26 protein-coding genes and 2 tRNA genes are annotated in these 24368 nt (G+C 55.4%); 13 read left to right on the plus strand and 15 right to left on the minus strand.

What is annotated here, in order from left to right:
* Positions 1-29 precede the first annotated feature (29 nt).
* The 3 genes from H6F59_RS25990 to H6F59_RS04780 all read right to left on the minus strand — a co-directional run bounded on the left by H6F59_RS25990 (position 30) and on the right by H6F59_RS04780 (position 2699).
* Positions 30-1052: a hypothetical protein gene (locus tag H6F59_RS25990; protein ID WP_199325607.1), complete on the minus strand. Its 1023-nt coding sequence runs from the start codon at positions 1050-1052 to the stop codon at positions 30-32.
* 238 nt (positions 1053-1290) lie between these two features.
* A complete protein-coding gene (locus H6F59_RS04775; RefSeq protein WP_190695830.1) occupies positions 1291-1899 on the minus strand; it encodes a cupin in 609 nt (202 codons plus the stop codon).
* 2 nt (positions 1900-1901) lie between these two features.
* Entirely contained in the window at positions 1902-2699 is a 798-nt protein-coding gene (locus tag H6F59_RS04780; RefSeq protein WP_190695833.1) for a nuclear transport factor 2 family protein, read from the minus strand.
* Positions 2700-2909: 210 nt separating this feature from the next.
* Between H6F59_RS04780 and murG the strand changes: the two genes are divergently transcribed.
* A complete protein-coding gene (murG, locus tag H6F59_RS04785; RefSeq protein WP_190695836.1) occupies positions 2910-4004 on the plus strand; it encodes an undecaprenyldiphospho-muramoylpentapeptide beta-N-acetylglucosaminyltransferase in 1095 nt (364 codons plus the stop codon).
* Positions 4005-4083: 79 nt separating this feature from the next.
* Here the strand turns inward: murG and H6F59_RS04790 are convergent, their stop codons facing one another.
* Both H6F59_RS04790 and H6F59_RS04795 read right to left on the minus strand, forming a co-directional pair.
* Positions 4084-4506: a DUF4112 domain-containing protein gene (locus H6F59_RS04790; RefSeq protein WP_190695840.1), complete on the minus strand. Its 423-nt coding sequence runs from the start codon at positions 4504-4506 to the stop codon at positions 4084-4086.
* 224 nt (positions 4507-4730) lie between these two features.
* Complete coding sequence (locus tag H6F59_RS04795; protein WP_190695842.1) at positions 4731-4976, minus strand: hypothetical protein; 246 nt, start codon at positions 4974-4976, stop codon at positions 4731-4733.
* Positions 4977-5230: 254 nt separating this feature from the next.
* On the opposite strand from H6F59_RS04795, the gene H6F59_RS04800 reads away from it, so the two are divergent.
* Entirely contained in the window at positions 5231-5824 is a 594-nt protein-coding gene (locus H6F59_RS04800) for a DUF1997 domain-containing protein (protein WP_190695844.1), read from the plus strand.
* On the opposite strand, the gene H6F59_RS04805 is transcribed toward H6F59_RS04800, so the two are convergent.
* Together H6F59_RS04805 and moaC are read right to left on the minus strand one after the other, a co-directional pair.
* The gene (locus tag H6F59_RS04805; protein ID WP_190695846.1) at positions 5796-6614 is read right to left on the minus strand and encodes an S-adenosyl-l-methionine hydroxide adenosyltransferase family protein; all 819 of its coding nucleotides are present in this window, start codon (positions 6612-6614) and stop codon (positions 5796-5798) included. The genes H6F59_RS04800 and H6F59_RS04805 overlap by 29 nt on opposite strands.
* Before the next feature lie 48 nt (positions 6615-6662).
* On the minus strand, positions 6663-7163 hold the full coding sequence (gene moaC / locus H6F59_RS04810; protein WP_190695849.1) for a cyclic pyranopterin monophosphate synthase MoaC: 501 nt from the start codon (positions 7161-7163) through the stop codon (positions 6663-6665).
* 48 nt (positions 7164-7211) lie between these two features.
* Here moaC and H6F59_RS04815 point away from each other — a divergent pair.
* Positions 7212-7285 (plus strand) — tRNA-Arg (locus H6F59_RS04815).
* 147 nt (positions 7286-7432) lie between these two features.
* Here H6F59_RS04815 and H6F59_RS04820 read toward each other — a convergent pair.
* Positions 7433-8749, minus strand: coding sequence for an MFS transporter (locus H6F59_RS04820; protein ID WP_190695851.1), 1317 nt, complete (start codon positions 8747-8749; stop codon positions 7433-7435).
* Between the two features lie 109 nt (positions 8750-8858).
* Between H6F59_RS04820 and H6F59_RS04825 the strand changes: the two genes are divergently transcribed.
* A complete protein-coding gene (locus tag H6F59_RS04825) occupies positions 8859-9377 on the plus strand; it encodes a DUF1643 domain-containing protein (RefSeq protein ID WP_242021271.1) in 519 nt (172 codons plus the stop codon).
* A gap of 60 nt (positions 9378-9437) precedes the next feature.
* Here H6F59_RS04825 and H6F59_RS04830 read toward each other — a convergent pair whose 3' ends face one another.
* Positions 9438-10109 carry a rhomboid family intramembrane serine protease gene (locus H6F59_RS04830; RefSeq protein WP_190695870.1) on the minus strand — a complete coding sequence of 224 codons (672 nt, stop codon included), beginning with the start codon at positions 10107-10109 and terminating at the stop codon, positions 9438-9440.
* A 169-nt stretch (positions 10110-10278) separates the two neighbouring features.
* Positions 10279-10351, minus strand: a tRNA-Arg gene (locus tag H6F59_RS04835).
* Positions 10352-10615: 264 nt separating this feature from the next.
* Between H6F59_RS04835 and H6F59_RS04840 the strand changes: the two genes are divergently transcribed.
* The 6 genes from H6F59_RS04840 to H6F59_RS04865 all read left to right on the plus strand — a co-directional run bounded on the left by H6F59_RS04840 (position 10616) and on the right by H6F59_RS04865 (position 15388).
* Positions 10616-11284: an Npun_F0813 family protein gene (locus H6F59_RS04840; RefSeq protein ID WP_190695873.1), complete on the plus strand. Its 669-nt coding sequence runs from the start codon at positions 10616-10618 to the stop codon at positions 11282-11284.
* Between the two features lie 251 nt (positions 11285-11535).
* Entirely contained in the window at positions 11536-12516 is a 981-nt protein-coding gene (locus tag H6F59_RS04845; protein ID WP_190695876.1) for a hypothetical protein, read from the plus strand.
* A 43-nt stretch (positions 12517-12559) separates the two neighbouring features.
* Positions 12560-13759: a hypothetical protein gene (locus H6F59_RS04850; RefSeq protein ID WP_190695879.1), complete on the plus strand. Its 1200-nt coding sequence runs from the start codon at positions 12560-12562 to the stop codon at positions 13757-13759.
* Positions 13760-13867: 108 nt separating this feature from the next.
* Positions 13868-14428: a DUF4126 domain-containing protein gene (locus H6F59_RS04855; protein WP_190695883.1), complete on the plus strand. Its 561-nt coding sequence runs from the start codon at positions 13868-13870 to the stop codon at positions 14426-14428.
* A 62-nt stretch (positions 14429-14490) separates the two neighbouring features.
* Positions 14491-15006 carry a hypothetical protein gene (locus tag H6F59_RS04860; RefSeq protein ID WP_190695887.1) on the plus strand — a complete coding sequence of 172 codons (516 nt, stop codon included), beginning with the start codon at positions 14491-14493 and terminating at the stop codon, positions 15004-15006.
* Positions 14999-15388, plus strand: coding sequence for a phage holin family protein (locus tag H6F59_RS04865; protein ID WP_190695890.1), 390 nt, complete (start codon positions 14999-15001; stop codon positions 15386-15388). Before H6F59_RS04860 ends, H6F59_RS04865 begins: the two co-directional genes overlap by 8 nt.
* Before the next feature lie 68 nt (positions 15389-15456).
* Here the strand turns inward: H6F59_RS04865 and H6F59_RS04870 are convergent, their stop codons facing one another.
* The 4 genes from H6F59_RS04870 to H6F59_RS04885 all read right to left on the minus strand — a co-directional run bounded on the left by H6F59_RS04870 (position 15457) and on the right by H6F59_RS04885 (position 17892).
* Positions 15457-15963: a hypothetical protein gene (locus H6F59_RS04870; RefSeq protein WP_190695892.1), complete on the minus strand. Its 507-nt coding sequence runs from the start codon at positions 15961-15963 to the stop codon at positions 15457-15459.
* Between the two features lie 14 nt (positions 15964-15977).
* The gene (locus tag H6F59_RS04875) at positions 15978-16649 is read right to left on the minus strand and encodes a hypothetical protein (RefSeq protein WP_242021272.1); all 672 of its coding nucleotides are present in this window, start codon (positions 16647-16649) and stop codon (positions 15978-15980) included.
* 84 nt (positions 16650-16733) lie between these two features.
* Positions 16734-17489 carry an ABC transporter permease gene (locus tag H6F59_RS04880; protein WP_199325644.1) on the minus strand — a complete coding sequence of 252 codons (756 nt, stop codon included), beginning with the start codon at positions 17487-17489 and terminating at the stop codon, positions 16734-16736.
* 190 nt (positions 17490-17679) lie between these two features.
* The gene (locus tag H6F59_RS04885) at positions 17680-17892 is read right to left on the minus strand and encodes a hypothetical protein (protein ID WP_190522262.1); all 213 of its coding nucleotides are present in this window, start codon (positions 17890-17892) and stop codon (positions 17680-17682) included.
* A gap of 286 nt (positions 17893-18178) precedes the next feature.
* Here H6F59_RS04885 and ppsA point away from each other — a divergent pair, with 286 nt between their 5' ends.
* The 3 genes from ppsA (at position 18179) to H6F59_RS04900 (ending at position 23411) form a co-directional block, all read left to right on the plus strand.
* Positions 18179-20671 (plus strand): phosphoenolpyruvate synthase, encoded by a 2493-nt coding sequence (ppsA, locus tag H6F59_RS04890; RefSeq protein ID WP_190695895.1) that lies wholly within the window; start codon positions 18179-18181, stop codon positions 20669-20671.
* 556 nt (positions 20672-21227) lie between these two features.
* Entirely contained in the window at positions 21228-22115 is an 888-nt protein-coding gene (locus H6F59_RS04895; protein WP_190695898.1) for an isoaspartyl peptidase/L-asparaginase family protein, read from the plus strand.
* A gap of 24 nt (positions 22116-22139) precedes the next feature.
* Positions 22140-23411 carry an ATP-grasp domain-containing protein gene (locus tag H6F59_RS04900; protein WP_190695901.1) on the plus strand — a complete coding sequence of 424 codons (1272 nt, stop codon included), beginning with the start codon at positions 22140-22142 and terminating at the stop codon, positions 23409-23411.
* Between the two features lie 93 nt (positions 23412-23504).
* Here the strand turns inward: H6F59_RS04900 and H6F59_RS04905 are convergent, their stop codons facing one another.
* Complete coding sequence (locus H6F59_RS04905; RefSeq protein ID WP_190695903.1) at positions 23505-24167, minus strand: NAD(P)H-binding protein; 663 nt, start codon at positions 24165-24167, stop codon at positions 23505-23507.
* Positions 24168-24368 lie beyond the last annotated feature (201 nt).

The following is a 24368-nucleotide window of genomic DNA, read 5'->3' on the forward strand; positions in this document are numbered from 1 at the left end:
GCGCTAGCCTACTTAGGCCCAAGCAGTTGCTAGAAGCGCTGGCCAATGAAGATCGATCGCACCTCACCGTTGCGGCGAATTACCACTTCTTCGTTGGAGACCGACACCAGGCTCCAGCCGCTGCTGCCAATGCGCTCACCGATGTAGACCCGCTGGGAGACGCCGCTAATTTCAAACAGGGCGGCCGAGCGATCGCCCAGTTCTAAAATACCCACCAGGGCGTGAATTGGATTTGCCGCCACTGGAGCCTGAGAGGGCGCAGCGGGAGATACCGGAGACACCGGAGACGGCGCTCGCACCCCTGGCTGAGGTACCAGAACTGGCGCGCCTGGTGCGGGTCGCTGTTGAGCCGTTTGGTAGGGAATGTAAACCCGCTCGATGACGTTGACTGGGCCAGAGCCCAGGCTGCCTGCGGTGCCACCGGCCCCTAGGGGCGGCAGCATGGGTGGTGTGGGAACTGCGACCCCGCCAGGAGCTTGACCGACAACAATATTGGTGCCCACTTCGCCCCGCTCAACCTTGCCCGAAATCACTTCTAGCGATCGCTGCAAGTAGGCCAAAAATTCTTCGTCAGACTGCTGTGCCGCCGTTTCGACAGACGATCGGCCTAGGGAAAAGCGATTGCCCTGCTGACTAAACCACAGCAGCCCCCCTATGCCCAGCAGCGACAGGGCTGTGATGCTCAGCAACATGCGGTCAAACAGCTTGCCAAAACGAGTTTTGGTCGGGACTGCCGGGGAGGCAGCGTTCGCATTGTCGGCGCGGAAGACGTCAAGATCGGTGCCCAAGGGAGCCAGGGGCGCGTCTGCCGCTGGAGGATCTACGGGCTCGGCAGTAGTTTCGACAAATGGGGCGATCGCCGTTGAGGCTGGCTCTGGTGCCGCCTCTACCGATGCTAAGGCGTCTTCATCGCCGTCTAAAATTTTGTCAACGTCGTCAAACAGTTCGGTGATGAGGCTGTCAGCGTAGGTAGTCACCAGGGTGTCTGGATCGACTGGGGTCGGTTCCTCGGGCGGCAATGTGGCGGTGCTGCGAGATTCTTCCTGGCTCATAGGTCGATTTATCCTGGCGGTGGCAAAGGGAGAAACGGGCTGCCTGATGGTTATGTGGGAAGCTCAAACAGGCGTAGCTTAACGGCTTAAAGACGCTTCAGCTGACACTCCCCCGACGGTCTGATGAAGTTTACCCTAACTTGCCAAATCTTTCATCCACTTGAGAAGAAAGTTGGCGGGTGAGGAGTAAGGGGTAGGGGGTGAGAAGTGATAGGCTACTTCCGATTCCTCACGTTGCCTAGAACGGTTTTGCTGTGTGATTTTCTAGGTCAAACTCGTAGCGATCGCTAGAATTTATTGCCCCGTAGAGGTTAAACGACACAGTGGGCTCGTCGCCTAGGGGTTCCACACTATGAATGGCGTTGGCGGTGAGGGCCACAACATCGCCGGGGTTAAGAACTATTTCATCGACTAGCTCTAGCTGGTCGGGAGAATTGGATTGAGGGGCACGTCGCCAGAAGCGGTTGCGCTCTTGACCGCCCAGTAGCGCGACAATTCCCCAGGCTCCGTGGTTGTGAATGGTGGAGGCGTGCCCCGGCAGCCAGGCTACCATCTGCACCGTAATCGGGAACTGGTGCTCGCGGTAGAGAAAGTTGACGCTCCAGCCGGTTATGGGATCGGGGGTGTTGTACTCCATTTGCAGCCAGTAAGAGCTGACTAAGAGCTTGCGCACCAGGGGCGTAATCGCCTCTAGCCGACTGACGTCGTCGTGAAAGATGTCGAGAATGTCTTCTAGCTCGGTGAGAAACCGGTAGAGGCGATAGTAACGCCCTGGCTCTATCGTTTCGGGGTTGCCGAAGGATTTATAGGTGCCGTCATCGGCAACTAGCCAGTTGTGGTTGGCCATAGCTACTCAACGCGTAGGCGGCGAGTTTCAACGACCATGCCGTCTTCACGAATAACCACCGTCGATGCCCAGCGACTGTCGGGCTCGGCAGCGGCGGTGCCGACTTTGTAAAGCCCGCCAGAGCTAAGAATGTCAAAAACTACCGGGCGCGGCGCAAAAAAGTCTTCAGCGGTCACGCCTTCTTCGACGGCAACACCCATCAGCGATCGCCCTTCCAGCGGCTCCATCACAATCGTGTCAAAGCTGTAGGACTGGCTTGGGGTAAGGGTGGTGGGTAGCTGCACTTGCAGGGTAGGCGGGTTGTCGCCTGACACCAGGCGATTGGTCTCGCTCAGGATTTCTTGGTAAGCGATCTTTCCGTTTTCTAAGCGCTGGCGCGAAGTGGTATCGGCGGCGAGAGTGAGGGTGCGATCGGGGCGCGTTTGGGTGCCGGTGGCGGTGGTGCGGGTTTCGAGAGTGTAGCTACCGGGGCCATTGGCCTGCCAGCTTAGCAGCTCAATGTCGTAGGAGAGGTCGGGATATTGCTGCCAAAGGGTTTCGAGGGTTTGGCGCAGTTGGGCATAGTCAAAGCCGGTGTCGCTGTCAAAGCCCTCGCTGTAAAAGGCCATGACGGCATCGAGGTTGCGACTGCTTGCCGCCGCCTCCAGCTCGGTCAACAGTTGCTGCACCTCAGCAGGAGCCACCTGGGCTAAGACCGGCGTGTTCGCCTGGGTACCCGGAGCAAATGCCCCAGCGCCCCATAGCACCGCTGCCATCGACACGATTCCTAGACTCCATCGCCGCACTGCCGAGTTAGCCACGCTGAACCGCCTCATTAACCAAAAATACTCCGTCTACCTTATATCAGTTTCTTTACGACCGGCTACGGTAGCCCAGCCGTCCCCTCTAGTACCAGCCTGTTTCATCTAAAACTGGATCCGTTTCTGGCCAAAGAAAAGAAAACTCAGGGCATAGATTCTGGACAGGAGTTGGTATAGTCTAGAGGCGTTTTTAGCGTCGAGGGTGTTCCCTTGTCTACATCTACCCAAGCGGCATCTCCCCGGCTGCTGGTGGCCGCCAGCGGCACGGGTGGGCACCTGTTCCCGGCGATCGCCACCGCAGAAGCCTTGCGCCAAGAGGGCTACACCATCGAGTGGCTGGGGGTGCCCGATCGCCTCGAAACCACCTTAGTGCCCAAAAACTTTCCGCTCCATACAGTGCATATGGCGGGGTTTCAGGGCCGACCCGGTCTAGGCACGGTGAAGACAATAGGGCAGTTTGGCCAAGCAACAGTACAGGTGCGGCGACTGCTCAAACAGGGCAATTTTGACGGAGTGTTTACTACTGGGGGCTACATTGCTGCCCCGGCGATTATTGCGGCGCGATCGCTCGATCTACCTGCGGTTCTGCACGAATCTAACGCCCTACCGGGCAAAGTTACTCGCTGGTTGAGCCCTTGGTGCACTACTGTGGCTTTGGGGTTTGAGGCCGCCCGTACCTATTTGCCCAAAGCTAAAACCGTGGTGGTGGGCACTCCCGTGCGGGACGAGTTTCTCACCCCAGAGTCACCCGTTCTCACCGATCCTGCTATTCCCGATGGGGTGCCGCTGGTTGTGGTGGTAGGCGGTAGTCAAGGGGCTGTTGCCGTCAACCAACTCGTGCGAGCCGCCGCCCCAGCCTGGATAGAAGCGGGTGCGTGGATTGTGCACCAAACCGGCAGCAATGACCCCGAAGCCGACAGCTACAGCCACCCTCACTACATTCGCCGCCCCTTCTTTAGCGCCATGGCCGCCCTCATGCATCGGGCAACTCTGGCGATCGGGCGCTCTGGGGCGGGCACCCTTACGGAACTGGCTATTTCCCGCACTCCCTCGATTCTGATTCCCTACCCGTTTGCGGCAGAAGACCATCAGACGGTCAATGCCAAAGCTTTTGTCGATGCCCAGGCCGCTTTGATGTTGAACCAAGGCCAAATCGTCGCCTCAGAATTTCAGGCCCTGGTGCTTGATCTGCTGGCAGAGCCGCAACGGCTAGACTCGATGGCAGCAGCAGCAGGGAGATTGGCAGCTGCCGATAGCGCCACAAAGTTAGCCGATTTAATTCAGCAGGTTGTGCTGAACCGCTAGATCATTCATGCAGCCGCAGCAATTTATCTTGCCTGTTTCTAAACGTGTGCATGCTTGGGAGGGCGATCGCTCCCCCAAATTATGTGTAGATCTCACCATCCTGGACGCTGTTTAAGTTGAGGCTGTCTGCCTCTTCTAGCGCTGTTGATTGGCCTTGCAGGTGAGCTTCCAACAGCTTTAGGTTCCGCACGTTTGACTTATAGAAAGCGTCAAACAAATCCCCCACCAGCGGCACGGTCCCGACTACGGCTTCTAGGCCGATATTCAAGACCATCTGCGCCAAAATGCTTCTAGGCAAGCGAAAGCGGGCCGCCAGAACAATGACATAGGCCGACACTGCGGTAGCAATCAAATCACCTAGCCCAGGTACCAACCCAAGTACCGGATCCCAGCCTACTTTTATCCCCAAAACGGGGATTTTGAAGGCCGTGTCCATCAGTCGGCTGATGCGACGGATGCGGTTTAAGTTTCTGAGTTGGGCAGCGGTATCAACAATATTCATAGGCTAATACTGCCAGCTACGGCTGGTGGTTGTCTTACGTCGAAGGAAGGAAAAAAGCCCAGTAGATGCTTGGACCACATTTAGCTCTGGGAGCACACCTCAGATGATTTGCTTTTTAAGCAAACCTTCAAGCAAGAGATTCTTGATCTTTTTTGCTAGGCCAAGTCGAACCCTACGCCTTGGCCAGCTGAGGTCAGACTTTGCATCGAGCTATTTGCATCAAGCTACTTGGCTAGCTGGGTGGCCTCTGAATGAGCGGCGGTCCGAGCCGTTAGTGGCTGGAGGCTAAAGCCAACGACCTGATGCCCACGGCAGTAGAAACCTAGCTTGGGGCGTAGCTCAAAGGCAGGGGTAGTGTCCTTCTGCGCTTCGACTTCGGTGTAGAGCCAGTAGCCCTGAGCTCCGGCAACAAGCTGCACCGGAGTCTCTTTTGTGCGCGAAATCAGCACGTGAGTAGGAGTAAACGTCATTGCAGTCTCCTTGGGTGCAATCGACCCTGAGTGAGTAGTAACTCTATGTAACGCCCTCTCAGAAAAAGCTGCGAGTCGGAGAGCCGAATCTCGTCGGGGAGGATCTCCCCATCCGCCGCAAGGCAAAGCTTCTTAAGGTGCCCAACGGTGCCTGGTGAACACCACGAATCCTGAAAGGCGTACTAAATTGTTAAACAGGGGTTACAAAACTTCATCTGCCCCTGGTCGTACCCCTTTTCAGGTAGCTTTCATTTATGAAAGAATTCCACGCCAACCAAACCCTGCGCCTGCGGGTGCCCAACGAGGCGATTCCCATTGAGCACTACCTGCGGCAGCCCCAGCGCCTGGTGCAGGCGATTACCGACCCGCGCCGCATTGAGGTGCTGGGCGACGGCTTGTATCGGCTGAGCCTGCGACCCTTACAGTTCTTTGGCATCAGCATTGAGCCCACTGCCGACCTGCGGGTTTGGAGCCTGACCGACGGCACCCTGCGGCTAGAATCGGTGGCCTGCCGAGTCAAAGGCCCTGAGTATCTCAGCTTTGTGAATGACTCCTTTGGCATGGCCTTGCAGGGCACCCTCACGCCCTATCGCCAATCCAACTACACCGAACTCCAGGGCCAGGCCGACCTGCAAATTCATCTAGAACTGCCGCCCCCGATTCGCTTTTTGCCGGCCTCGGTGCTCGATCGCACCGGCAAGACCTTTTTGAGCGGCATTCTCGGTACCATCAAGCACCGCATTGAGCGACAGCTGGTGGAAGACTACCGTGCCTGGGTAGCCACAACCCACCGCCAGCCCCAGGGCAACGCTCAGGGAGCTATGCAGGGTCGCACGGTGCAGGGCTAGGGTGCAGGGTCAACTCAACGCGATCGCCCACTGCTAGCCCAAACTGCTGTTGGGCGCTGCCCCGGTTCACCGCCAGTTCCACAAAACCATGGCTGCCCACTAGCGCCAGCCCTTGCCCCGTAAGAACGTCCTCGTAGGTCTGGCTGCCTGGAAGCGTCCGCTCCCCTATCGTTACGCTCCAGTCGCTAACGGTGACTGTGCTGGCTAGGAGAGTTGTAGCGGCATTGCCGAAGTGATCGATGTACTGAACTGCGCCTGTCCATCCCTTGGCTGTGGCTATCGGAGCCTGCAAAGGGAGGTTGATAAGGGATTGAGGATCGATCCTGGCGCCCAGGTTATCTAGCGGCACGCCGTTGGCTAAATGAGCCGCTGCTGGGGCAAAGATGTCGCGCCCATGGAAGGTGGTGCTGGGGTGGGGCGATCGCCAGTAGTCCACATTCGTCAGCTCTACCGCCTTCACAATGCCTTGATTTCTCTGACAATTGCTCTGCCAAATGCCGCTGAGCACCCCATTGTCTGGTCCCACAAAAATACCTTGGGAAGTCCGCACCGCCACCGCCCGCCGCTGGGTGCCTACCCCCGGATCGACCACCACTAGGTAAACCGTGCCAGGCGGCATGTAGGGATAGGCGCTGAGCAGGGTGAACCGCGCCGCATAGAGATCCTGCGGCGGCAGAGCGTGGGAGAGATCGATGAGCTGGGCTGTGGGGGCTATTGTGGCGATGACGCCTTTCATCACGCCCACGTAGCTGTCTTGAAAGCCGAAATCGGTGAGTAAGGCGATGGGCATAGGATCACAGTGGCAGGATAGCTACCGGCTATCTTTGAAAGGCAACAGTTACGCTTTCGCTTCGTAGTCGCCCGATTTGCCGCCGGTTTTCTTCAGCAGGCGAATATTGCGGATCTCAATAGATTTTTCCAGCCCCTTGGCCATGTCGTAGAGGGTGAGGGCGGCAACGCTGGCGGCAGTGAGGGCCTCCATCTCGACCCCGGTTTCGGCCTTAATTTTGACCGTGGCCTGGATTTGGTAACCAGGCAGCGCTGCATCGGAGGTAATTTGCACCTCCACCTTCTGAATCGGCAGAGGGTGGCAGAGGGGAATTAGGTGGGCGGTCTGCTTGGCCGCCATAATGCCAGCGATGCGAGCAGTGGCCAGTACGTCGCCCTTGGGGGCGTTACCCGCCTCTATGGTGGCCAGAGTCTCGGGTTGCATGACAACGGTAGCGACGGCGACGGCCTCGCGCACTGTCTGAGCTTTAGCGGCCACATCCACCATGTGGGCCTGGCCCTGGGCATCGAGATGGGTGAGTGCCGCCGAAGCCAAAGGATTTTTTGTCATGGGTTTAAACTGCGCAAAAGAATATGCTAATATCGAAAGCCTGCACGAGGGCGTGTAGCTCAGTGGACTAGAGCACGTGGCTACGGACCACGGTGTCGGGGGTTCGAATCCCTCCTCGCCCGTTTTAACTGAACATCTAGAGCTTGTCACAATCAGATTGGTCAAGCTCTAGCTGTTTGAGCTTCAGGGTTTAAGGTGTCCGGTTCAAGGCAGGTCATCAACCTGAGGCTTTGAACCCCCACGATTTGTCCCCCTTGGCGACTATCAGACTACCCAGCGTTGCTGGAGCTGGGATTGGGTAGGTCGATCGCATAGATATCTCGGCCATGCCCTAGGGCAAACCTGAGGGAGTGGGCCAGATCTTTACTGTTGGCGGTAGCGAAAACCACCAGGCCCACCATCGTCATCACCCCAGATAGGCCAAAAATTCCTCTATAGCCAAGCTGGTCGGCGATAGTGCCAAAGATGGGGCCAGCTAGGGCAATACCCACGTCAAAGCCGACCATAGCTAGGCCAAAGGTGCGACCGCGATCGCTGGGGCTAGAGCGATCGCCCATCAGCGCTGCAATCATCGGAATTAAGGTGCCGCCTGCAAAACCTTGAACAAACCCTGCTAGCAAGAACATTGGCGCACTGCGGGCCAGCCAGAACATGGCCATGCCCAAACTATAGATCAGCAGGCTAGCGGTAATGAAGCGCCCCCGTCCGTAGCGATCGGAGGCCCGACCAGCAATGAGACGCGACATAAAGCTTGCCAGGGCTGAAGCGGTGTAGATTAGGCCCACATTCAAATTCAAGCCTGCTTCCCGCACGTAGAGAGGCACAAAGGTGCTCAGGGTGCCAAAGGCCAGCCCCACCAGCAGCAAAATGATTGCCGGGGTGCGCACTCGTCCGCTCCATAGCTGGCCCCAAAACTCCTGCGAGCCAGCATCTTCTACAGTGCTGGGCGGTTGGTAAGGCTCATGGAGCCGCGCCACCAAGACTAAACCGACTATGCCCAATAGCCCCATTACCAAAAATGCCGTGGTAAACCCCGTGGCCTCGTAGAGAAAGCCGCCAAGGGCAGGCCCCAGGGCCAGACCAATGGGGTTGACTAGGGTCATGTAGCCAATCAGCTCACCTCGGTTCGCTGGCGGGGCTAGATCTAGCACCAGGGCGCTGTAGGCCACCACAAAAGCGGCAATGCTCAACCCGTGGAAGGCGCGAATGCCCATCATGGCGAGAATCGAGCTATCTAGCGTGATGCTGTACCCCCCTAGCGACAACGGCACGATCGCACGGGGCAAAAACTGCACTAGCAGGTAGCCAAAGGGGGCGATCGCGATCGCCCCCAATCCTACTATCATCACCACCTTGCGGCCTTGCTCGTCGGCCAGGCGCGATAGGTAGGGCCGGGCCGCCAGCAACCCCACGGCAAAAGAGGCCATCACAATGCCAATCTGCTGGCCGCTGCCCCCCAGAGTTTCGATGAACAGGGGCAGGGTTGGCAGCAGGCCCGCCAACCCTGCCCAAAAACACAGCCCCGCCGCAAACAGCACCACCAGGTTGTTGCGCACTGCTGGACTAAACGTTGAGAAAATGGTCAAACCGTCGGTCTCCGAGTAGAGTGCTGGGTGCTCAGCAACGATCTTCGCCGCCTGGTCAGAACCACCGCGCCCTACTCTCCAATGTAAACAAATGTTGCAGCTATTGGCTATGGAACGTTCGGCCACCTTCGACCCCACGGGTCGCTACCGATACAGCCTCGGGCGGCGGTGGAGCGCGGGCCCCACCCTAGCCATCATCATGCTCAACCCCAGCCAGGCCGACGGTAGCGTAGACGACCCCACTATTCGTCGCTGCATTGGCTTAGCCCAAGGCTGGGGCTTTGGGGCGATCGCTGTAGTCAACCTATTCGCCTACCGCAGCCCTCACCCCAAGACCCTACGCCAAGCCAAGGATCCCATCGGCCCTGAGAACGATGCCGCTCTGAGCACAGCCGCGCATCAGGCCGACCAGATTTTGCTGGCCTGGGGAAACTGGGGGAACTGGTTAGGGCGCGATCGCACCGTCCTCACCCTGCTAACCCCCTTTCACCCTCAGTGCCGCTGCCTGGGCCACAACCGCACCGGCCAACCCCGCCATCCCCTCTACGTACCCCGTCTTACAGCCCTACAAGCCTGGGTGTCTCCACAGCCCGACGAACTCAAAACTGTCACGCCCCTTGATTTTTAGATTGGATGGATCACTAACCGAATCTACGCCACCCATCCACTCATCCACCCATCTACTCTCCTACCTCTGCCGCCCCGGCTCCTGATACACCCTGTAAGCCGCCACAATCCCCAGCAGAAAGCCAAACAAATGCCCCCACCAGGCCACCATCGGCTGAGTTGGGAACATGCCAAAAATAAAATAGCTGTAGTTAATCAGCACAAACATCGAAATCAGCAGCGGCACTACCCGACGCTCTAGCCAGCCAATGCAAAGCAGATAGCCAAATAGGGTATACACCACACCGCTCAACCCGTGCACGCTGCTGGGGCCGAGCAGCCAGGCCACCACGCCACCTCCGAGCCAGCCCACCAGCAGGGTAATCCAATAGTCGCGACGGCTTTTAGCCAAAATCAACCAGCTAAAAATGAGGAACCCAAAGGTGTTGCCAATCAGGTGGGCAAACCCTGAGTGAGAGATGGCCGACAAAAAAATGCCCGGTATGCCCTCAATGCTGCGGGGGTGCAGAGGCAGATTCCATCGACCGCCAAACACCACCTGATCAATCATCTCCTGCGCCCAGGGAATGGCCACAAGATACACCGGCAACAGCGCGTTGCCCTTTAGCCGTTGCATCCAAGGCTGGGGTGCTGGGGCTGGTTTGTCGGTGGAGTGTCGGGTAGCTGGAGGCGCAGCGGTGTTGAGTTCTGCCTCTAGCTTTTTGAGTTTGGCCTGTAGATCTGCGTCGTCCAAAGGGTTTGCCTGGCTGGATTTGGGACTATAGCCAGGGTAGCTTTTTCGTTTCCCCATTGCCCAGTGCCAGGGACCAAAGGCCAACAAGGGTCACAGCTTGGGCACAGCGACGGCGGTAAGCTGCTGATAGGGGTTATGCCCCAAAGGCTAAACCCTTATGGGCAAACAACGGGCCATGCTGGGATCGAACCAGCGACCGACCGCTTAGAAGGCGGTTGCTCTATCCGCTGAGCTAATGGCCCTAACGTAATCACTTTACATTTTATGGGGTATGGGTCGCTCTCAGGGCAGACTAGGGCGAATAGAATATTGAAAAAACAGCGGCAAATGCTGCCAGGGCGGTGAGTGCCGCTAAAATAAGTCACTCACTTTATAAAACTCACTGTTTTCGAGGGGTTGCCAAACTTTATCCCATCACGATGACGCAGTAATAAGGGTGCGGTTTACCGTTGCAGCCGCCGCCTACTGCAGGTATTCACCTCAGTTAGGAGTCAGCAGGCCATAACATGTTTATCCTCAAGCGGCAGGATGTTGACATCAAAACGATGCACCATCCTCAAAAAGATCAGCAAATTCCAATTTTGTCGTACCAGGGGCAAACCTTTCGGCTGCTGAGTGTGTTTACTGCCGCCCAGGAAGACGACGCTAGGGCACTGTGGCGCGACCTGACCGACAACCGGGGTAAGGCCTGCGTGCTGCTCGAAGAACCCGATCGCTTCAGCATCTGGGGCAAAATTCGCCTCGACCAGTTTGATGACGCTGGCCCTGATACAGGCACCCCGCCAGCGGAGGCCACCTACATCAAAGCCTGCCTGCTGATGCTCCAAGTGCTGTACATGGATGTGGAAGATCTGTTGGGGGCCAAGCAGGCGCGCCAATTTGAGGGTGACATTAGCAAGGTGTTTGCCGCCTGGAAGTTTCCCCAAGCGGTGACTCCCGATGCAGTCAAGAACTTGCTAACTGTAGACCCGTTGGCGATGCCGCAGTTGCCGCCCTGGCAAGATCACCATCTGCAACGTCTGTTAGAAGAAACCCACCGAATGGGCAAGGATTACTTTGGCAACGCCAATTTTGCCGATCGCGCCCTAGAGGCAGTCGAAGACCTAACCGCTAATGAACAGGCTCTGTTTCGGCGGTGGTTACAGCAGTCACCAGGGGGCAGGAGCTGGATTTAGGACGGGCAAGGCTTTCTGGCTGGGCAACGGGCAACCTGGCGAGAGTTTAAGAATTATTGCTCTGCACGACTAATTAGGACGATTCTGCCAGGCTGACGGCGCAAGGCAGTGGGGAGTCGGTACAATTCAGGCGTTGCGCCAGGTCCAGTTTAGGGTCAGGCGATCGCTGCGATGGTGAAGACCTACCCTTGGGGTCAGCCGCAGTTTTCTCGTTGGCATGGGTGCCGTTGAGTTCCGTTAGGAGTGAACCTTTGAGCAAGTCATCAACCCCGTCATCTGCTAGTGCCTCGTCTACCCCGCTGTTGGTGGGGGCCTGCATCGCTTGGGGCGTGGCTACCCTGCTGTTCTTTCTGCTATTTACCGCTCCGGAGGAAGATGGTGCCCAACCTGGTTGGTTTGTGCTGGGCATTAACTTGCTAGAAACCGGCGCGTTTTTTCTCGCCTCGCTGCTGTGCTTCCGCAACTGGCGCAGTACCCAAATTGTCAGTGGGCGCAACGTCTGGTTTTGGATTGGCCTAGGGCTGTTGTCCTACGTCTTTGGCAACATTTTCTTTTTCCTCTGGGGCAACGTTTGGGGTCTAGATCCGGCGGTGTCGCTGGGCGACTTTTTCTATATCTTTAGCTATATCTTTCTGGCCGCCGGCATGTTTAAGGCGGTGCTGCCCCGACGCTTAAACCTGGAGTTCTCTCAATGGTTGATTGTGGTCGGCATTGGGCTGGGCGGCATTCTGCTGACGATTTTTGTCAACCTGGCAGCGGCAGAGGCGGCAGTAGTGCCCCCAGCCCCAGCCCCAGCATTCTATTTGGCTCAGGAAGTACCTCCGGCCGCGCCTGAGGTGGTGCCCCCAGCGGTGCCAGAGCCTGTCACCGAAGCTTCATCGGCCCCCGGCTGGGTACTTCAGCTTGATGCGATCCTTGAACCCCTAGAGGCTGGGGTGGGCCTGTTGTATCAGATTGGCGACATTGTGCTGCTGATTATTGCCGGCACCCTGCTGGTGGCTTTTTGGGGTGGGCGCTACTCCCAGTCGTGGAAGCTGATTGCGATCGCCGCCTTCTGTCTTTACATCGCCGATACGTTTTATGCCTACGCCGTCAACACGGACACCTACGTAGAAGGCAGTCTGTGGGAAGTCTTCTGGACGTTTTCGGCGGTGTTTTTTGGCTTGGGAGCAGTAGTTGAGAACGCTGTTTCTGTGAATTCCCGGCGGAGCCCGCGACGGCGGCGGGGGTAAGGCGCTCTAGAATGTTAGATGGCATTGTTACGGAACCCATGGCATGGCACCCAAAAAGCTGACCGAGGCTGACAAGACTTCTATCTTGAGCCTGTATCGCCAGCCCCAAGAGACCACATCAACCCTAGCGGAACGCTACGGGGTAAGTAACAGCACCATTAGCAGATTGCTCAAAGCCAGTCTGCCTGAAGACGAGTACAGCATCTTAATTCAGCAAAAGCGAGGCACCACCGATAAGACAATCGTTGTAGACACCGCTGTGGCCGCAGTAGAGCCCACTGTTCCTGCTGTAGCTGAAGCAGAGCCTGCTGTAGTTGAGCCAGAGCCTGCTGTAGTTGAGCCAGAGCCTGCTGTAGTTGAAGCAGAGCCTGTTGCCGTAGACGCGAAGCCTTCCCCTAAGCCCAAAACCAAGCCTCGCAGCAAGAGAGCCGCTGAAGTGCTGCCCGAGGCGGCGCCGACTGAGCCCACAGCCCTGCCCATAGCTGAGCCGATCGCAGAAGAGGTAATCGCTAGCGAGGTTAAACCCCTGCGCAAGCGGCGATCGCGGGCGGTGGAAGAGCCCGTGGCAGAGGTCGTAGATGCACCTGCCGAAACGATGGCAGCTTTGCCCACAGTAGACCCTGAGCCCGCCCAGCTCTCGCTGCCAGATCCGGTTCCAGAAAAACCGGCCCGGCCCGTGCTGAAGTCAGCTCAGACTGTTCTCGCTGAGGCTCAAGCCGCCGCCCCCGAAATCGAACCGGCTGAAGTCTTTGACGTCGCCGAGGCCCTTGAGGACGACTGGGATGACGACACCGTTGGCCTAGACGACGACTACGATGACGACGATGACGATGATGACGACAACGTCTACCCCTGGGACAGCGGTAATGGCGCTGCCGCTAACCTCGAAACCCTAGAAATTTTTCCTCTCACGGCGGCGGCTCTGCCGCCCCTGTGCTACGTCGTTGTAGAGCGCACCTCGTCGGAGCTGGTCGTGTTGCCCCTACGTACCTTCGCGGAGCTGGGCCAAATTCCCGAAGAAGAAGGAGATGCCCGTACGTTACCGGTGTTTGAGAACCACAATGTGGCCCGTCGCTTCTCGCGCCGCAACCAGCGGGTGGTCAAAGTGCCCGATGGCAGTCTGCTGCAAACCACCAGTTCCTATCTGCAGGCGAAAGGCATCACCCGATTGTTTATTGATGGGCAGGTGTTTTCCCTAGATCAAAACTTCGTAGAGCCTGTCCTCCCCGTCGGAGACGATTGACCGATCCACAGGCTAGGCAACAGGCCGCTTAAAGGTTAGCGCTGACCCGGCGCATTTCCTGCAATCTCCCCATACACTGGGTCTACTGGCGTTTAACCCTGGGGAAACATGGATGTACTGCTGCACATTGCCATTGGCATTGGCCTCAGCACCGCCGCCGGGTTTAGAATTTTGGTGCCGTTTTTGGTGGCGGGGATAGCTTCCCAACAGGGCTATCTGGCCCTGTCCCCCAACATGGCTTGGATGGGAACAACCCCTGCTATTTTGGCCTTTGCCGCCGCTACGGCCCTAGAGGTGCTGATTTATTTTGTGCCAGTCGTCGATAATTTGATGGATGCGGTGGAGCTGCCAGCAGCGGCGATCGCAGGCACCATACTCACGGCTGCCGTCACAGGTGGCGACATGAACCCCTTTTTGCAGTGGAGCTTGGCCCTGATTGCCGGTGGCGGCGTGGCCAGCAGCACCCAGGCGTTTACGGGCTTAGCTCGGCTAGCTTCCACAGCGGCGGGTGGCCCGGTAGGCAACATCGCGGTTTCGACGACCGAGCTGGCCAGCTCGACTATCCTTTCGGTACTGGCGATCGCAGTGCCGATTCTGGTACTGCTGGTAGTAGGTGTGCTGCTGTACCTAGTGTTTCGACGGCGAGGCCGCAAACGACGGGTTTCCTAAACCCTTTGCCACTAGCTCAGCTACCCTGCCCAACCTTATCCCTATGGGAATCGTCTTGAGCTATGGCTAAAAAAAATACCATCACTCACGCTAAAAAAGCCTTTAAGCATCAATTCGACGCCATGGTGCCGTTGATTTTATCGGAATGGCCTCAACTAACTGAAGATAATCTGCTGGCCACCAAAGGTGACCTAGAGCTGGCCGTGGATTATATCAGCAGCGAAATGGATAATACCAAAACTCGCATTCGCCGCCATCTGAATGAGCTAGCTGACTTGGTCGAAGTGGATCCACCGGTTTTGAGCAATGTCTCTCGCAAGTCTTCCATCAATGGAATATCGTCTGCCCTAAAATCTACTGTCCTAGACGCTACTGAGCCCTTGGGGGTAAGTAAAACCAGCATTGACAATCTGCTCGATGACCTCGAATCGCGCACCGAAAACCTAATCCAAGAGCTGAAGGCTGAAATGCTCCCCGAGCTTGAGAAACGCGCTCGCAGCAACTTGGGGCAAAGCCTGCTAATCGCCCTGGGCCTTGGCTTTGTGTTGGGTCTGATCTTGGGAGGCAAGCGTGGCTAGCTCTGACTCCACCTTTGACCAAATCGAAGGTTACTTTCGACGACTGTGGCGTCTGATGACGGTGCTGATCGATACCCACCTCAACGTGGCGGTGCAAGAGGCTAACTACGAAAGCCGACGGTTGATCAGTGGGTTTATTCTGCTGGGCATCGGCATTGGTCTAGTTACCACAGCGGTTGTGCTCGGCGTTGTCGCCAGCGTGGCGTTTGCTCAATCTCTAGGGCTGAGCTGGCTTCAGGCAATCGGGGCCGTAGCTGGGGTCAATCTGCTGCTGGGACTGATATTTCTCACCCTGGGGCGGCTGCGGCTAAGCGGGCCGCTGATGATTCAGACCCAGGCTCGCCTCTCGCGATCGATCGCATTGCTAAAAGCCAAAGAGTAATTAGAGAAGTAAGCGGCCTGCAATAGAGAACTTTGCGACCAATGCCAGACATTACTCAGGCAAGACGCTTAGCTCTGCTTTATCATCTGCAGCAGCAGTCCCAATACCTGATCCATACTTCCCTGAAGGGATCTAATCTCCAGCTCGATGCGATCGAGCCGCTCTAGTACTTGGCTGCTGTGGTCAGAATTTGGAATCCAGGTTTCGCTGCTGCCAGAAATCTCGTTGACCTCATTCAGTTTTGCTGCCAAAGAATCCCAGCTATTCGCCTTGATATCGAAATGAGCCTTAGCGGCTTTGAGAGTCTTAAATTCCTGCTTTAGATCCGCAACTTCATAAGTAGTTGGAGCCTCGCTCTGATCCCTTTGACTCAAATCCTCTTCGACCATCTCCACTACCTCACCAATGAGCCGATCGTGGTTCTGGGCTATCTGGGCTGCCGCACCCAGTATCCGGGAGGTAGCTTTAATCTGCGTATCCGTTTCCTGCCGTAAGGTTTCGGCAATGTTGCGGAGGCGATCGCCCAGGGTCGCAGGTTGTGAAGCCGGAATTATTGAAGCTGAATCGTTGCTCATGGATTACCTGTTCTTTACTCCGCCAGGATTTCCCTAACAGCAGTCCATATCCGCTGAAACTTTTGCAGCATTCCTACTGGATTATTGGCCACCTCACCATCAACTGAATCTACTAACCTCTGAATTCGATCCATCCGGGATGCTACATCTTCCAAGCTCTGAATAGCTTGATCCTTTTTGGTCAGCGACTCGCGCAGGACGATCGCCATTTGGCCAATCTCTTCCTTCAACCGCTCGTTTTCCCGCTTGCGTCGGGTCTCCCATCCTTTAATTCCTGCCTTAGAACGCCGCTCAAATTTCAGCTCTTGCTCAACCTGCTTGTACAGCGCCAGGTAGTTCTGAGACTCTTGGTGAGCTTCGTTGTACTTGACCTCAAGCTCGCTACTTTTGGCTTTCTCCTCGGTATAAAGCGTCAGATACGAACTCGCCTGCTCTTGGGTTTCCCGAAAGAGAACAATCGTCGATTGCAGCTTTTCCCCTTGCTCTCGATAAAGCGTTTGGCTTTCCTCTAGCTGTCGCTCTTTCTCGACAACTTGATCCTTAGCCTCATCCCGTTGCGATCGCACGTTAATGAGAATCTGCCGAAGCTCGTTGTACGGTATCGGCTCAGCCCGCTTCGCCTGCGGGTGCTGAATCGCGTTGTCGTCGTTTGAATTACGTCTGTCGGCCCGTCGCATTCCCGGCATTTATAGACACCCTTCCCACGGCTGTATTAACCTCTTCCTGTTGAGAATGCCCCTGTCCGGAAGCTGAAGACCAAAACAGCAGCCCTAATCTTGCTGGGTTGAAAATTGGCGTGCTCCGATCGCCGCCAGCACCCCTGCCACCGCTAGCAGAATGGGGATTGAGTACCAGGGAAATTCGCCTAAGGGCTTGTAGGCGGCTGCCCGCAGGCCGATTGTTGTATAGGTAAGCGGTAGCAGGTAAACGATCGCCTTCAGCGCCATAGGCAGAGTGCCGGGGTCAAAGAACGTGCCGCCCAAAAACGACATCGGCACAATCAAAAAGTTGTTGAATAAGCCAACGCTTTCGAGGGATTTGACGTTGAGCCCGACAATGACTCCCAGACCGGCAAACACGGCGCAATTGAGCACCACCAGCAGCAAAAACAGGGGATTCACAAAGCTCCAGAACCGCCCAGTGAAGAGAATCGCTACCAGAATCACCGAGCCCGCCGTCATCAGCCCGCGCACGATGCCCGCCAGCATTTTGCCCAAGTGCAGCGCCAAGGGACGCACCGGGTAGAGCAGCATTTCCTCAAAAGTTTTGGTAAACAGGCGATCGCCGCAGATCGAAAACGTGGTGCCACCAAAGCTAATCACCATTGACGACAGCGCCACCATACCCGGCAAAATAAACTCTAGATAGTTCTCGCCTGCTGAGGGAGTAGTCACCTGGTCGATGGCGCTGCCCAGGCCCAAGCCAAAGGCCAGGATGTAGATCAGCGGTGACACCAGCCCCGATGCTGCCACCTGTGGGATGCGCACCCGCAAATCGAGCCAGTCGCCCCAGAACACGGTGAGCATATCAACCCAGAGGGTCCGTAGAGGCAGAGCCTCGACCTGACGCAGGCGAGGACGGGAAAGAATATTGGTCACGACATCATTTGCAACGCTTCTTAATAGTCTAAGGCGTAGGGGTATTCTCGCCAGATCGACCTGCTATTGGTCGCCAGGAGCTTTATGGTAAAAGGCCGCAATGTCGAATTAGACCCCCCTAGGGGTTAAAAAGCTCGTCTTCGTTGCCAACCCACCACTCTCCCAAGCCCATCAGCTCCTTGTGCAGCGCTTGAAGCTCCTCCATGTAGAGTTCAGGGGGAGTGGTGTCTTTGCGCTCTTCTAGCTTTTTCAAGCGCAGCAGCACTAGCAGCCAGGGTTTAGAGATGCCATCTCTAGCCTCGATAAATTGGGCAAGCTCGCGACTGTCCATGGTTAACCTGCGGCTGGGGGTATGAATTACTGTAACAGCGGTGCCAATGGTCTGCCTGACCCGCTCTACAGCCAAGGTTGTATACATCTATTGCGTTAGAGACACGAAAAGTTAGATAAGGTTGTGGGCTGATCCCCAGATTTTTAGCATGGAGATGTGCGGCGCGTTGGCGAAGCCTGATCTGGGCAAAATCGCCGGTCTCCAGCTACTTAGAAATTTCAGCAGTCCTTACGAGTGGAGCGTTTCGGTCGCACAGCCTTTGCGAGTACTTCTTTGAGGTGGCGACATGGTAGCTACGTCTGTAGTTCAGCATTCTTTGGTGCAGCGTGATCAACAGTTGGTGCTCTGGCTCGACCAGGTACGGCTAGAGGATGTGCACCTTGTGGGCGGCAAAAATGCCTCCCTTGGAGAAATGATTCAGCAGCTCACGCCCAAGGGCGTGAGAGTGCCAACGGGGTTTGCCACCACCTCCTACGCCTACCGCTACTTCATTGAGAAAACTGGGCTAGATGCTCAGCTGCGCCAGGTGCTAGGCGGTTTCGACGTGAACGATGTGAGCGAGCTGCGGCGACGGGGCAGAAAGGCGCGATCGCTGATTCTCAACGCCACCTTCCCCGACGACCTGAAGGCTGCCATTCTCACGGCTTACCACCAGATGTGTGAGGAGGCAGGGCAGAGCCTCTGCTTTGGTGATGAGTCCTGCCTGCAAGACCACGCCTACACTGAGGTTGATGTGGCTGTGCGCTCTAGCGCCACCGCCGAAGATTTGCCCGACGCCAGCTTTGCGGGCCAGCAAGAGACCTACCTGAACGTCTACGGTGACCAGGCAGTGCTAATTGCCTGCAAGAAATGCTACGCCTCGCTGTTTACCGATCGCGCCATTTCCTATCGCACCACCAAACACTTCGACCACTTCGATGTGGCCCTATCGGTGTGCATTCAGCGCATGGTGCGCTCCGATCTCGCCACCTCGGGGGTGATGTTCTCCATCGATACCGAGACCGGCTTCCAAAACGCGGTGCTGCTGACCGCCGCCTACGGCCTGGGCGAAAATGTGGTGCAGGGCACCGTCAACCCCGACGAATATGTGGTGTTTAAACCCACCCTCAAATCTGGCCACAAACCTATTCTCAGCAAGCGCTTGGGCACCAAAGCCCTGCGCATGGTCTATAACACTACCGGCACCGAGCTGACCAAAAACGAGCCGGTGCCCCTGGCCGACCAAGAGCGTTTTGCCATCGAAGAAGACGACATTCTTCAGCTCGCCCAGTGGGCCTGCACTATCGAAGAGCACTACAGCCAACTGCGCGGCGTCCACAGCCCCATGGATATTGAGTGGGCCAAGGATGGCCATACGGGGGAGCTGTTTATCGTGCAGGCCCGGCCTGAAACGGTGCAATCGCAGAAATCGCAGAATGAGCTGCGATCGTACATTCTCGACGTGCCCGAGGGTGCGGAGCCGGTGGCCCGTGGGCGCGCCGTAGGCGATCTGATTGGCCAGGGCGAGGCCTGCGTGATTTTAGAGGTGTCCCAAATTGCCGAGTTCCGCCCTGGGGAAGTGCTGGTCACGGCTCGCACCGACCCCGACTGGGAGCCGATTATGAAGCAGGCCAGTGCGATCGTCACTGACCAGGGCGGGCGTACCTGCCACGCCGCCATCATTGCGCGAGAGCTGGGTATTCCGGCGATCGTCGGCTGCGACAACGCCACTCAAATGCTCGAGATGGGTGACTTCGTCACTGTCTCCTGCGCCGAGGGCGAAGAAGGGGTGATCTACCGAGGCGAGCTGCCCTTTAGGGTCGAGACTACCAAGCTCGATAGCCTGCCCGAAACCCGCACCAAGATCATGATGAACGTAGGCAACCCCGAGAAGGCCTTTACCCTAGCCGCCCTGCCCAACGACGGTGTTGGCCTAGCTCGGCTGGAATTTATCATCGCCAACCACATTAAAGTGCACCCGCTGGCCCTGCTCAACTTTGACAGCCTCGCCAACGGCTCTGAAAAGCGTGAAATTCAGCAGTTGACGGCTCATTACGACCACAAACCCGATTACTTCACCGATAAGCTAGCCCAGGGTGTCGGTACCTTGGCTGCTGCCTTTTATCCCAAACCGGTGGTGGTGCGACTGTCCGACTTTAAGAGCAACGAGTACGCCCATCTGCTGGGTGGCAGCACCTTTGAACCTGACGAAGAAAACCCAATGCTGGGCTGGCGCGGTGCCTCTCGCTACTACGACGAGCGCTACCGTGACGGTTTTGCCCTTGAGTGCCAGGCCCTCAAGCGGGTGCGCGATGATATGGGCCTCACCAATGTGATTTTGATGGTACCCTTCTGCCGCACTCCCGAAGAGGGCCGCCGGGTGCTTGAGGAAATGGCCCGACACGGCCTAGTGCGTGGCGAAAATGATCTGAAGGTCTACGTGATGTGCGAACTGCCTAATAACGTAATCTTGGCTGACGAGTTCAGCCAGGTGTTCGATGGCTTTTCCATTGGCTCGAACGACCTCACGCAGCTTACCCTGGGGATCGATCGCGACTCGGCCCTGGTGGCCCATCTGTTCGACGAGCGCAGCACCGGGGTCAAGCGCATGGTGAAGATGGCGATTCAAACCGCTAAGGAGCACGGCCGCAAAATTGGCATTTGTGGTCAGGGCCCCAGCGACTACCCCGAGTTTGCCCGCTTCCTAGTAGAGCAGGGCATCGACTCCATCAGCCTCAACCCAGACACGGTGATCAAAACCCGCCTAGAGATCGCCGACATGGAGCAGCAAATAGGTTGAGAATGGCTACAGCTCCCAGGGATATTTCAAAACCTGGAAAGTTTGAGCCTAAAGGATTGCTTCACGGGTGTTCGTAGTTTTGTGGGATAGCCCTCTTGGTCGTTCGGTCAGGACAGGCAGGAGCCTATTCCACAAAACCTAACGGCATTTGGCTAATCCGCTGATGAAAATTTAGGCAAGACTCTGATCAGTCTCGAAGTCTTTGAGTCCTGTGGGGTCATCGCTCGGGTCGAACGGTTTAGAGAAGAGCGTACTTTTGTGTGATTGGCGGCGAATAATTCTAAGCAGCTTAAGCAGTTAAGGACTGTAGCTGCTATGTACGATCTTGGCTTTCGTGAAAAGACTCAGTCAGAGTCATTTGGAAAAATCTTAATCAATCATTTGTACGATTAATCCTGAGATAGAGCCTTCTAGAAAAAGTAACCCTTATGCTGTAAAGCAAAGAGTTTGAGCGATCGCTTGCTCTGCCAAATTGCAGGTCAAAACCGATTATTTTGTCATTGCTTCATCACTGCGATCGTAGTCATTCTCTCCTCTAGATTATGAGTAGGAACAAATGAATCAGGTTAAGCCAGTTATCGTTGTTCACGGTGGAGCTAAAACCATTTCAGAAGACAAACTGGAAGCAAATCACGCTGGGTGTCGAGCAGCAGTAGAGGCGGGGTGGAAGATACTTCGTAGCGGTGGTAGTGCAGCTGCAGCCGTTGAAGCTGCTATTCAGGTATTAGAGTCTGACCAAACATTCAATGCCGGCTTCGGTTCAACCATGAATAGTGAAGGCGAAGTCGAAGACGATGCCGCCATGATGGATGGAGCAACGTTAGATTGGGGAGCCGTTGCAGCCGTGCAGGGAGTTCGTCATCCCATCTCCGTTGCCCGCAAGATTATGGAAGACAAGCCTCGATTCCTAGTGGCTGAAAGTGGTGAACGATTTGCCCTCGAGCACGGGCTAGAGGTGTGTGATAAAGATGACCTGGTCAGCGAAGAACAGTATCAGGAATGGAAAGAAGAAGCTAACGTCTTAGATCGTCCAAATACTGTGGGCTGTGTGGCACTTGACAGCAGTGGCAATCTTGCTGCAGGTACTTCCACAGGTGGTACGACTGGCCAATCCCAAGGACGTGTGGGCGATTCTGCTTTAGTTGGCGCTGGTTTATATGCGGATAATCAACTGGGAGCTTGCTCAACTACTGGGGATGGCGAATCAATTATTCCGGTGGTACTTGCGAAGACGGCAATCGATGCCTTAGCTGAAGAAACTCATCCAGACCAAGCAGCCCAACACGCGATCAACACCCTCAAAGCTCGTGTAAAAGGTGAGGCAGGCTGTATCTTGCTTGATAGCCAGGGACGCATCGGGTGGGCATACAACTCAGACAATATGGCGGTTGCCTACATGACTGAAGCTTTGCAGCAGCCAGCCGTTTTTACCCAAAAGGAATAATTATTTGCGATCGCTTAAACTGCCATGTTTTCTCAAACTGACTTTGAATTCTTCCAAGGCAATTCTTTTTCTGATCTCTTCGCCCAGGATATTGAAAATGAATCCTATGCCCTGATCTTAAATTATCCCGCAACTGCAAAATGGGCAGCTTATCCTAACGTCCAGAAGTATTTTCTGCAAGACGGCAGCAGTGAAGCTACCAAAACGTCATTTGACAAAATTTGCCAAAAAGAACCTTGGAAAAATCTAGCTGTACTGGGAGACACGCTTCCTGGGGTAGTCATTAACCCACCGCAAAACCTCTTAGTGAGGTATTGGCAAGAGCATTTTGGCTTTGGCGATCGACAACTAGAGATGATGGATTGCTCAACATATTTAGATGACTTCAACCAGAGCAACCACCTCAGTCAAGCGATTACGCTTTTCCCGTTCGATCGATTACTGCCCGAGAAACATGCCGTCAACCCCGATACGCACTATCGTTTGTTGAGCAAAGCCACCCTCGCCAAGTTAGGAGTGCTCTGCCCAATTTACCAAACCTACGATTTAAGTCAGGTTGATCTAAATCAAATTCAACTTCCATCAGAGTACCCCTACCTAATTAAGACATCGCATGGTCTTTCGGGCGAGGGTACTTATATCATTCGCAGCAATAGCGATCTTAACTACTGCTTGGAAGAACTCAAGAAGTATATGAGGATCAATCTATTAGAAACCATTATTGTTTCAGAATTTGTTAAGCATGAAGTTGGTAACTATTGTGTGCAGCTCTATGTTAATAAAGCTGGAAAGATTACTCTAATTGGTGTGACACAGCAGCTAGTAAGTTCCGAAGGAAATTATTTAGGTGGGTTAGTCGATTACACAAATGATATGAGCAAATTCTTTCCAATGATTTCGGCGATCGGAGAGTATGCCTATCAGCAAGGATATTTCGGTATTATTGGTTTTGATGTTCTGGAAGATAGGGATGGAAAACTTTATGCGATCGACGCTAACTTTCGCATTAACGGTTCCACACCGCTTTGTCTTCAGCGCCATTTGTTGTTGAAGCATGGTAAAGCGATCGCAAAATATTCGAGCGATTATCGGATGGAAGGAACGCTTGATTCAATTTTGCTCACACTAAAGTCAGAGCTAGAGCGCAAAGATTTTCTTATCTTGTCGGCGCTAGAAAAGGTGAAGTATGGAAAAATCTATACCGAAATCTATGGCATTGCCACGGGAAAAAGCTTACAAGATATGCAACAGATAGAACAGAGCTTGCACAGCAAAGGCTTGCATTTGACGAGCTAATACACAGAGAGTACAGGGCGTGGTTGAGGTTGAGTGAGGTTTCAAAAACGCCCGTGTAGCTGACTGTTCGAGATTGATTTGATCACACCAGGCCTACGCTACCCCGGCAAACATGGCTTCGTAGGGCTGAGGATTGGCATTGTCTTGGGCAACAATTTCCACAATTTTGTTGCGTGACTGAGGCTGATACAGTGCTTCTACACAGACCTCAGCTACCTTTGACCGGGGCACGCTGCCCTCAGACAGCGTGTCTGCCGAGGCCATAACTAGGGGGCGGGTGTCGGTGTCGTCGTCCTTGAGGCCGCCGGGGCGAACGATGGTGTAGGTGAGACCGCTGGCCTGCAGGTAGGCCTCAGCCTGATGCTTCCAGTAAAGAATGAGAAAGAACAAATTGAGGGGGTGGAAGAAGCGGGAGGCGCAGAGCGACGACACCATGACAAAGTGCTCGATGCCGGTTTCTTTGGCCACATCGATCAGATTTTTGTTGCCTTCGTAGTCAACCTGGTAGGGGCCAGTAGGGTCAAAGCCGGGGCGAGCGCCGGTAGCAGATAGCAGTACGGTGCAGCCTGCGATCGCTTTGCGAATGCTCTCCTTATCGCTGACGCTGCCCTCCATCAGGGTGACCTCAATGGGTAGCTTGTCTCGGGCAGCGGCGGCATCGCGCACAAAGGCCACTACGGGCACGCCGCGACTCACGAGCTGGTTCACAATTTTTGAACCTGTGGCTCCAGTCGCCCCGGCAACAAATGCTTTCACAGCTACTTCCCCGATAGTTGTAGAACTGGCCCAATTTTACGAAAGGTGATGTGAAAAGAAACCAACCCTAGGGCTGGTTACATGAAACCGTGATAGGCGTGACAGTTCTGAGGGACACACTTGAGATACTAAAGCCTTACGATGGGTTAAGCCTGGGACGCAACCTTTGGCTCAATTACATTGTCTGATGTCGTTTAAGCA

The sequence above is a fragment of the Nodosilinea sp. FACHB-141 genome (assembly GCF_014696135.1).
Classification (GTDB): domain Bacteria; phylum Cyanobacteriota; class Cyanobacteriia; order Phormidesmidales; family Phormidesmidaceae; genus Nodosilinea.

Coding starts and splice junctions, on each gene's coding strand:
- H6F59_RS04880 (WP_199325644.1), bottom strand. CDS start 17,489: ATGCTCACCGTGTTCTGGGGCGACTGGCTCGATTTGCGGGTGCGCATC.
- H6F59_RS04775 (WP_190695830.1), bottom strand. CDS start 1,899: ATGGCCAACCACAACTGGCTAGTTGCCGATGACGGCACCTATAAATCC.
- H6F59_RS04800 (WP_190695844.1), top strand. CDS start 5,231: ATGAAAGAATTCCACGCCAACCAAACCCTGCGCCTGCGGGTGCCCAAC.
- H6F59_RS25990 (WP_199325607.1), bottom strand. CDS start 1,052: ATGAGCCAGGAAGAATCTCGCAGCACCGCCACATTGCCGCCCGAGGAA.
- H6F59_RS04855 (WP_190695883.1), top strand. CDS start 13,868: ATGGATGTACTGCTGCACATTGCCATTGGCATTGGCCTCAGCACCGCC.
- H6F59_RS04895 (WP_190695898.1), top strand. CDS start 21,228: ATGAATCAGGTTAAGCCAGTTATCGTTGTTCACGGTGGAGCTAAAACC.
- H6F59_RS04850 (WP_190695879.1), top strand. CDS start 12,560: ATGGCACCCAAAAAGCTGACCGAGGCTGACAAGACTTCTATCTTGAGC.
- moaC (WP_190695849.1), bottom strand. CDS start 7,163: ATGACAAAAAATCCTTTGGCTTCGGCGGCACTCACCCATCTCGATGCC.
- ppsA (WP_190695895.1), top strand. CDS start 18,179: ATGGTAGCTACGTCTGTAGTTCAGCATTCTTTGGTGCAGCGTGATCAA.
- H6F59_RS04825 (WP_242021271.1), top strand. CDS start 8,859: ATGGAACGTTCGGCCACCTTCGACCCCACGGGTCGCTACCGATACAGC.
- H6F59_RS04795 (WP_190695842.1), bottom strand. CDS start 4,976: ATGACGTTTACTCCTACTCACGTGCTGATTTCGCGCACAAAAGAGACT.
- H6F59_RS04840 (WP_190695873.1), top strand. CDS start 10,616: ATGTTTATCCTCAAGCGGCAGGATGTTGACATCAAAACGATGCACCAT.
- H6F59_RS04790 (WP_190695840.1), bottom strand. CDS start 4,506: ATGAATATTGTTGATACCGCTGCCCAACTCAGAAACTTAAACCGCATC.
- H6F59_RS04885 (WP_190522262.1), bottom strand. CDS start 17,892: ATGGACAGTCGCGAGCTTGCCCAATTTATCGAGGCTAGAGATGGCATC.
- H6F59_RS04900 (WP_190695901.1), top strand. CDS start 22,140: ATGTTTTCTCAAACTGACTTTGAATTCTTCCAAGGCAATTCTTTTTCT.
- H6F59_RS04875 (WP_242021272.1), bottom strand. CDS start 16,649: ATGCCGGGAATGCGACGGGCCGACAGACGTAATTCAAACGACGACAAC.
- H6F59_RS04860 (WP_190695887.1), top strand. CDS start 14,491: ATGGCTAAAAAAAATACCATCACTCACGCTAAAAAAGCCTTTAAGCAT.
- H6F59_RS04805 (WP_190695846.1), bottom strand. CDS start 6,614: ATGCCCATCGCCTTACTCACCGATTTCGGCTTTCAAGACAGCTACGTG.
- H6F59_RS04870 (WP_190695892.1), bottom strand. CDS start 15,963: ATGAGCAACGATTCAGCTTCAATAATTCCGGCTTCACAACCTGCGACC.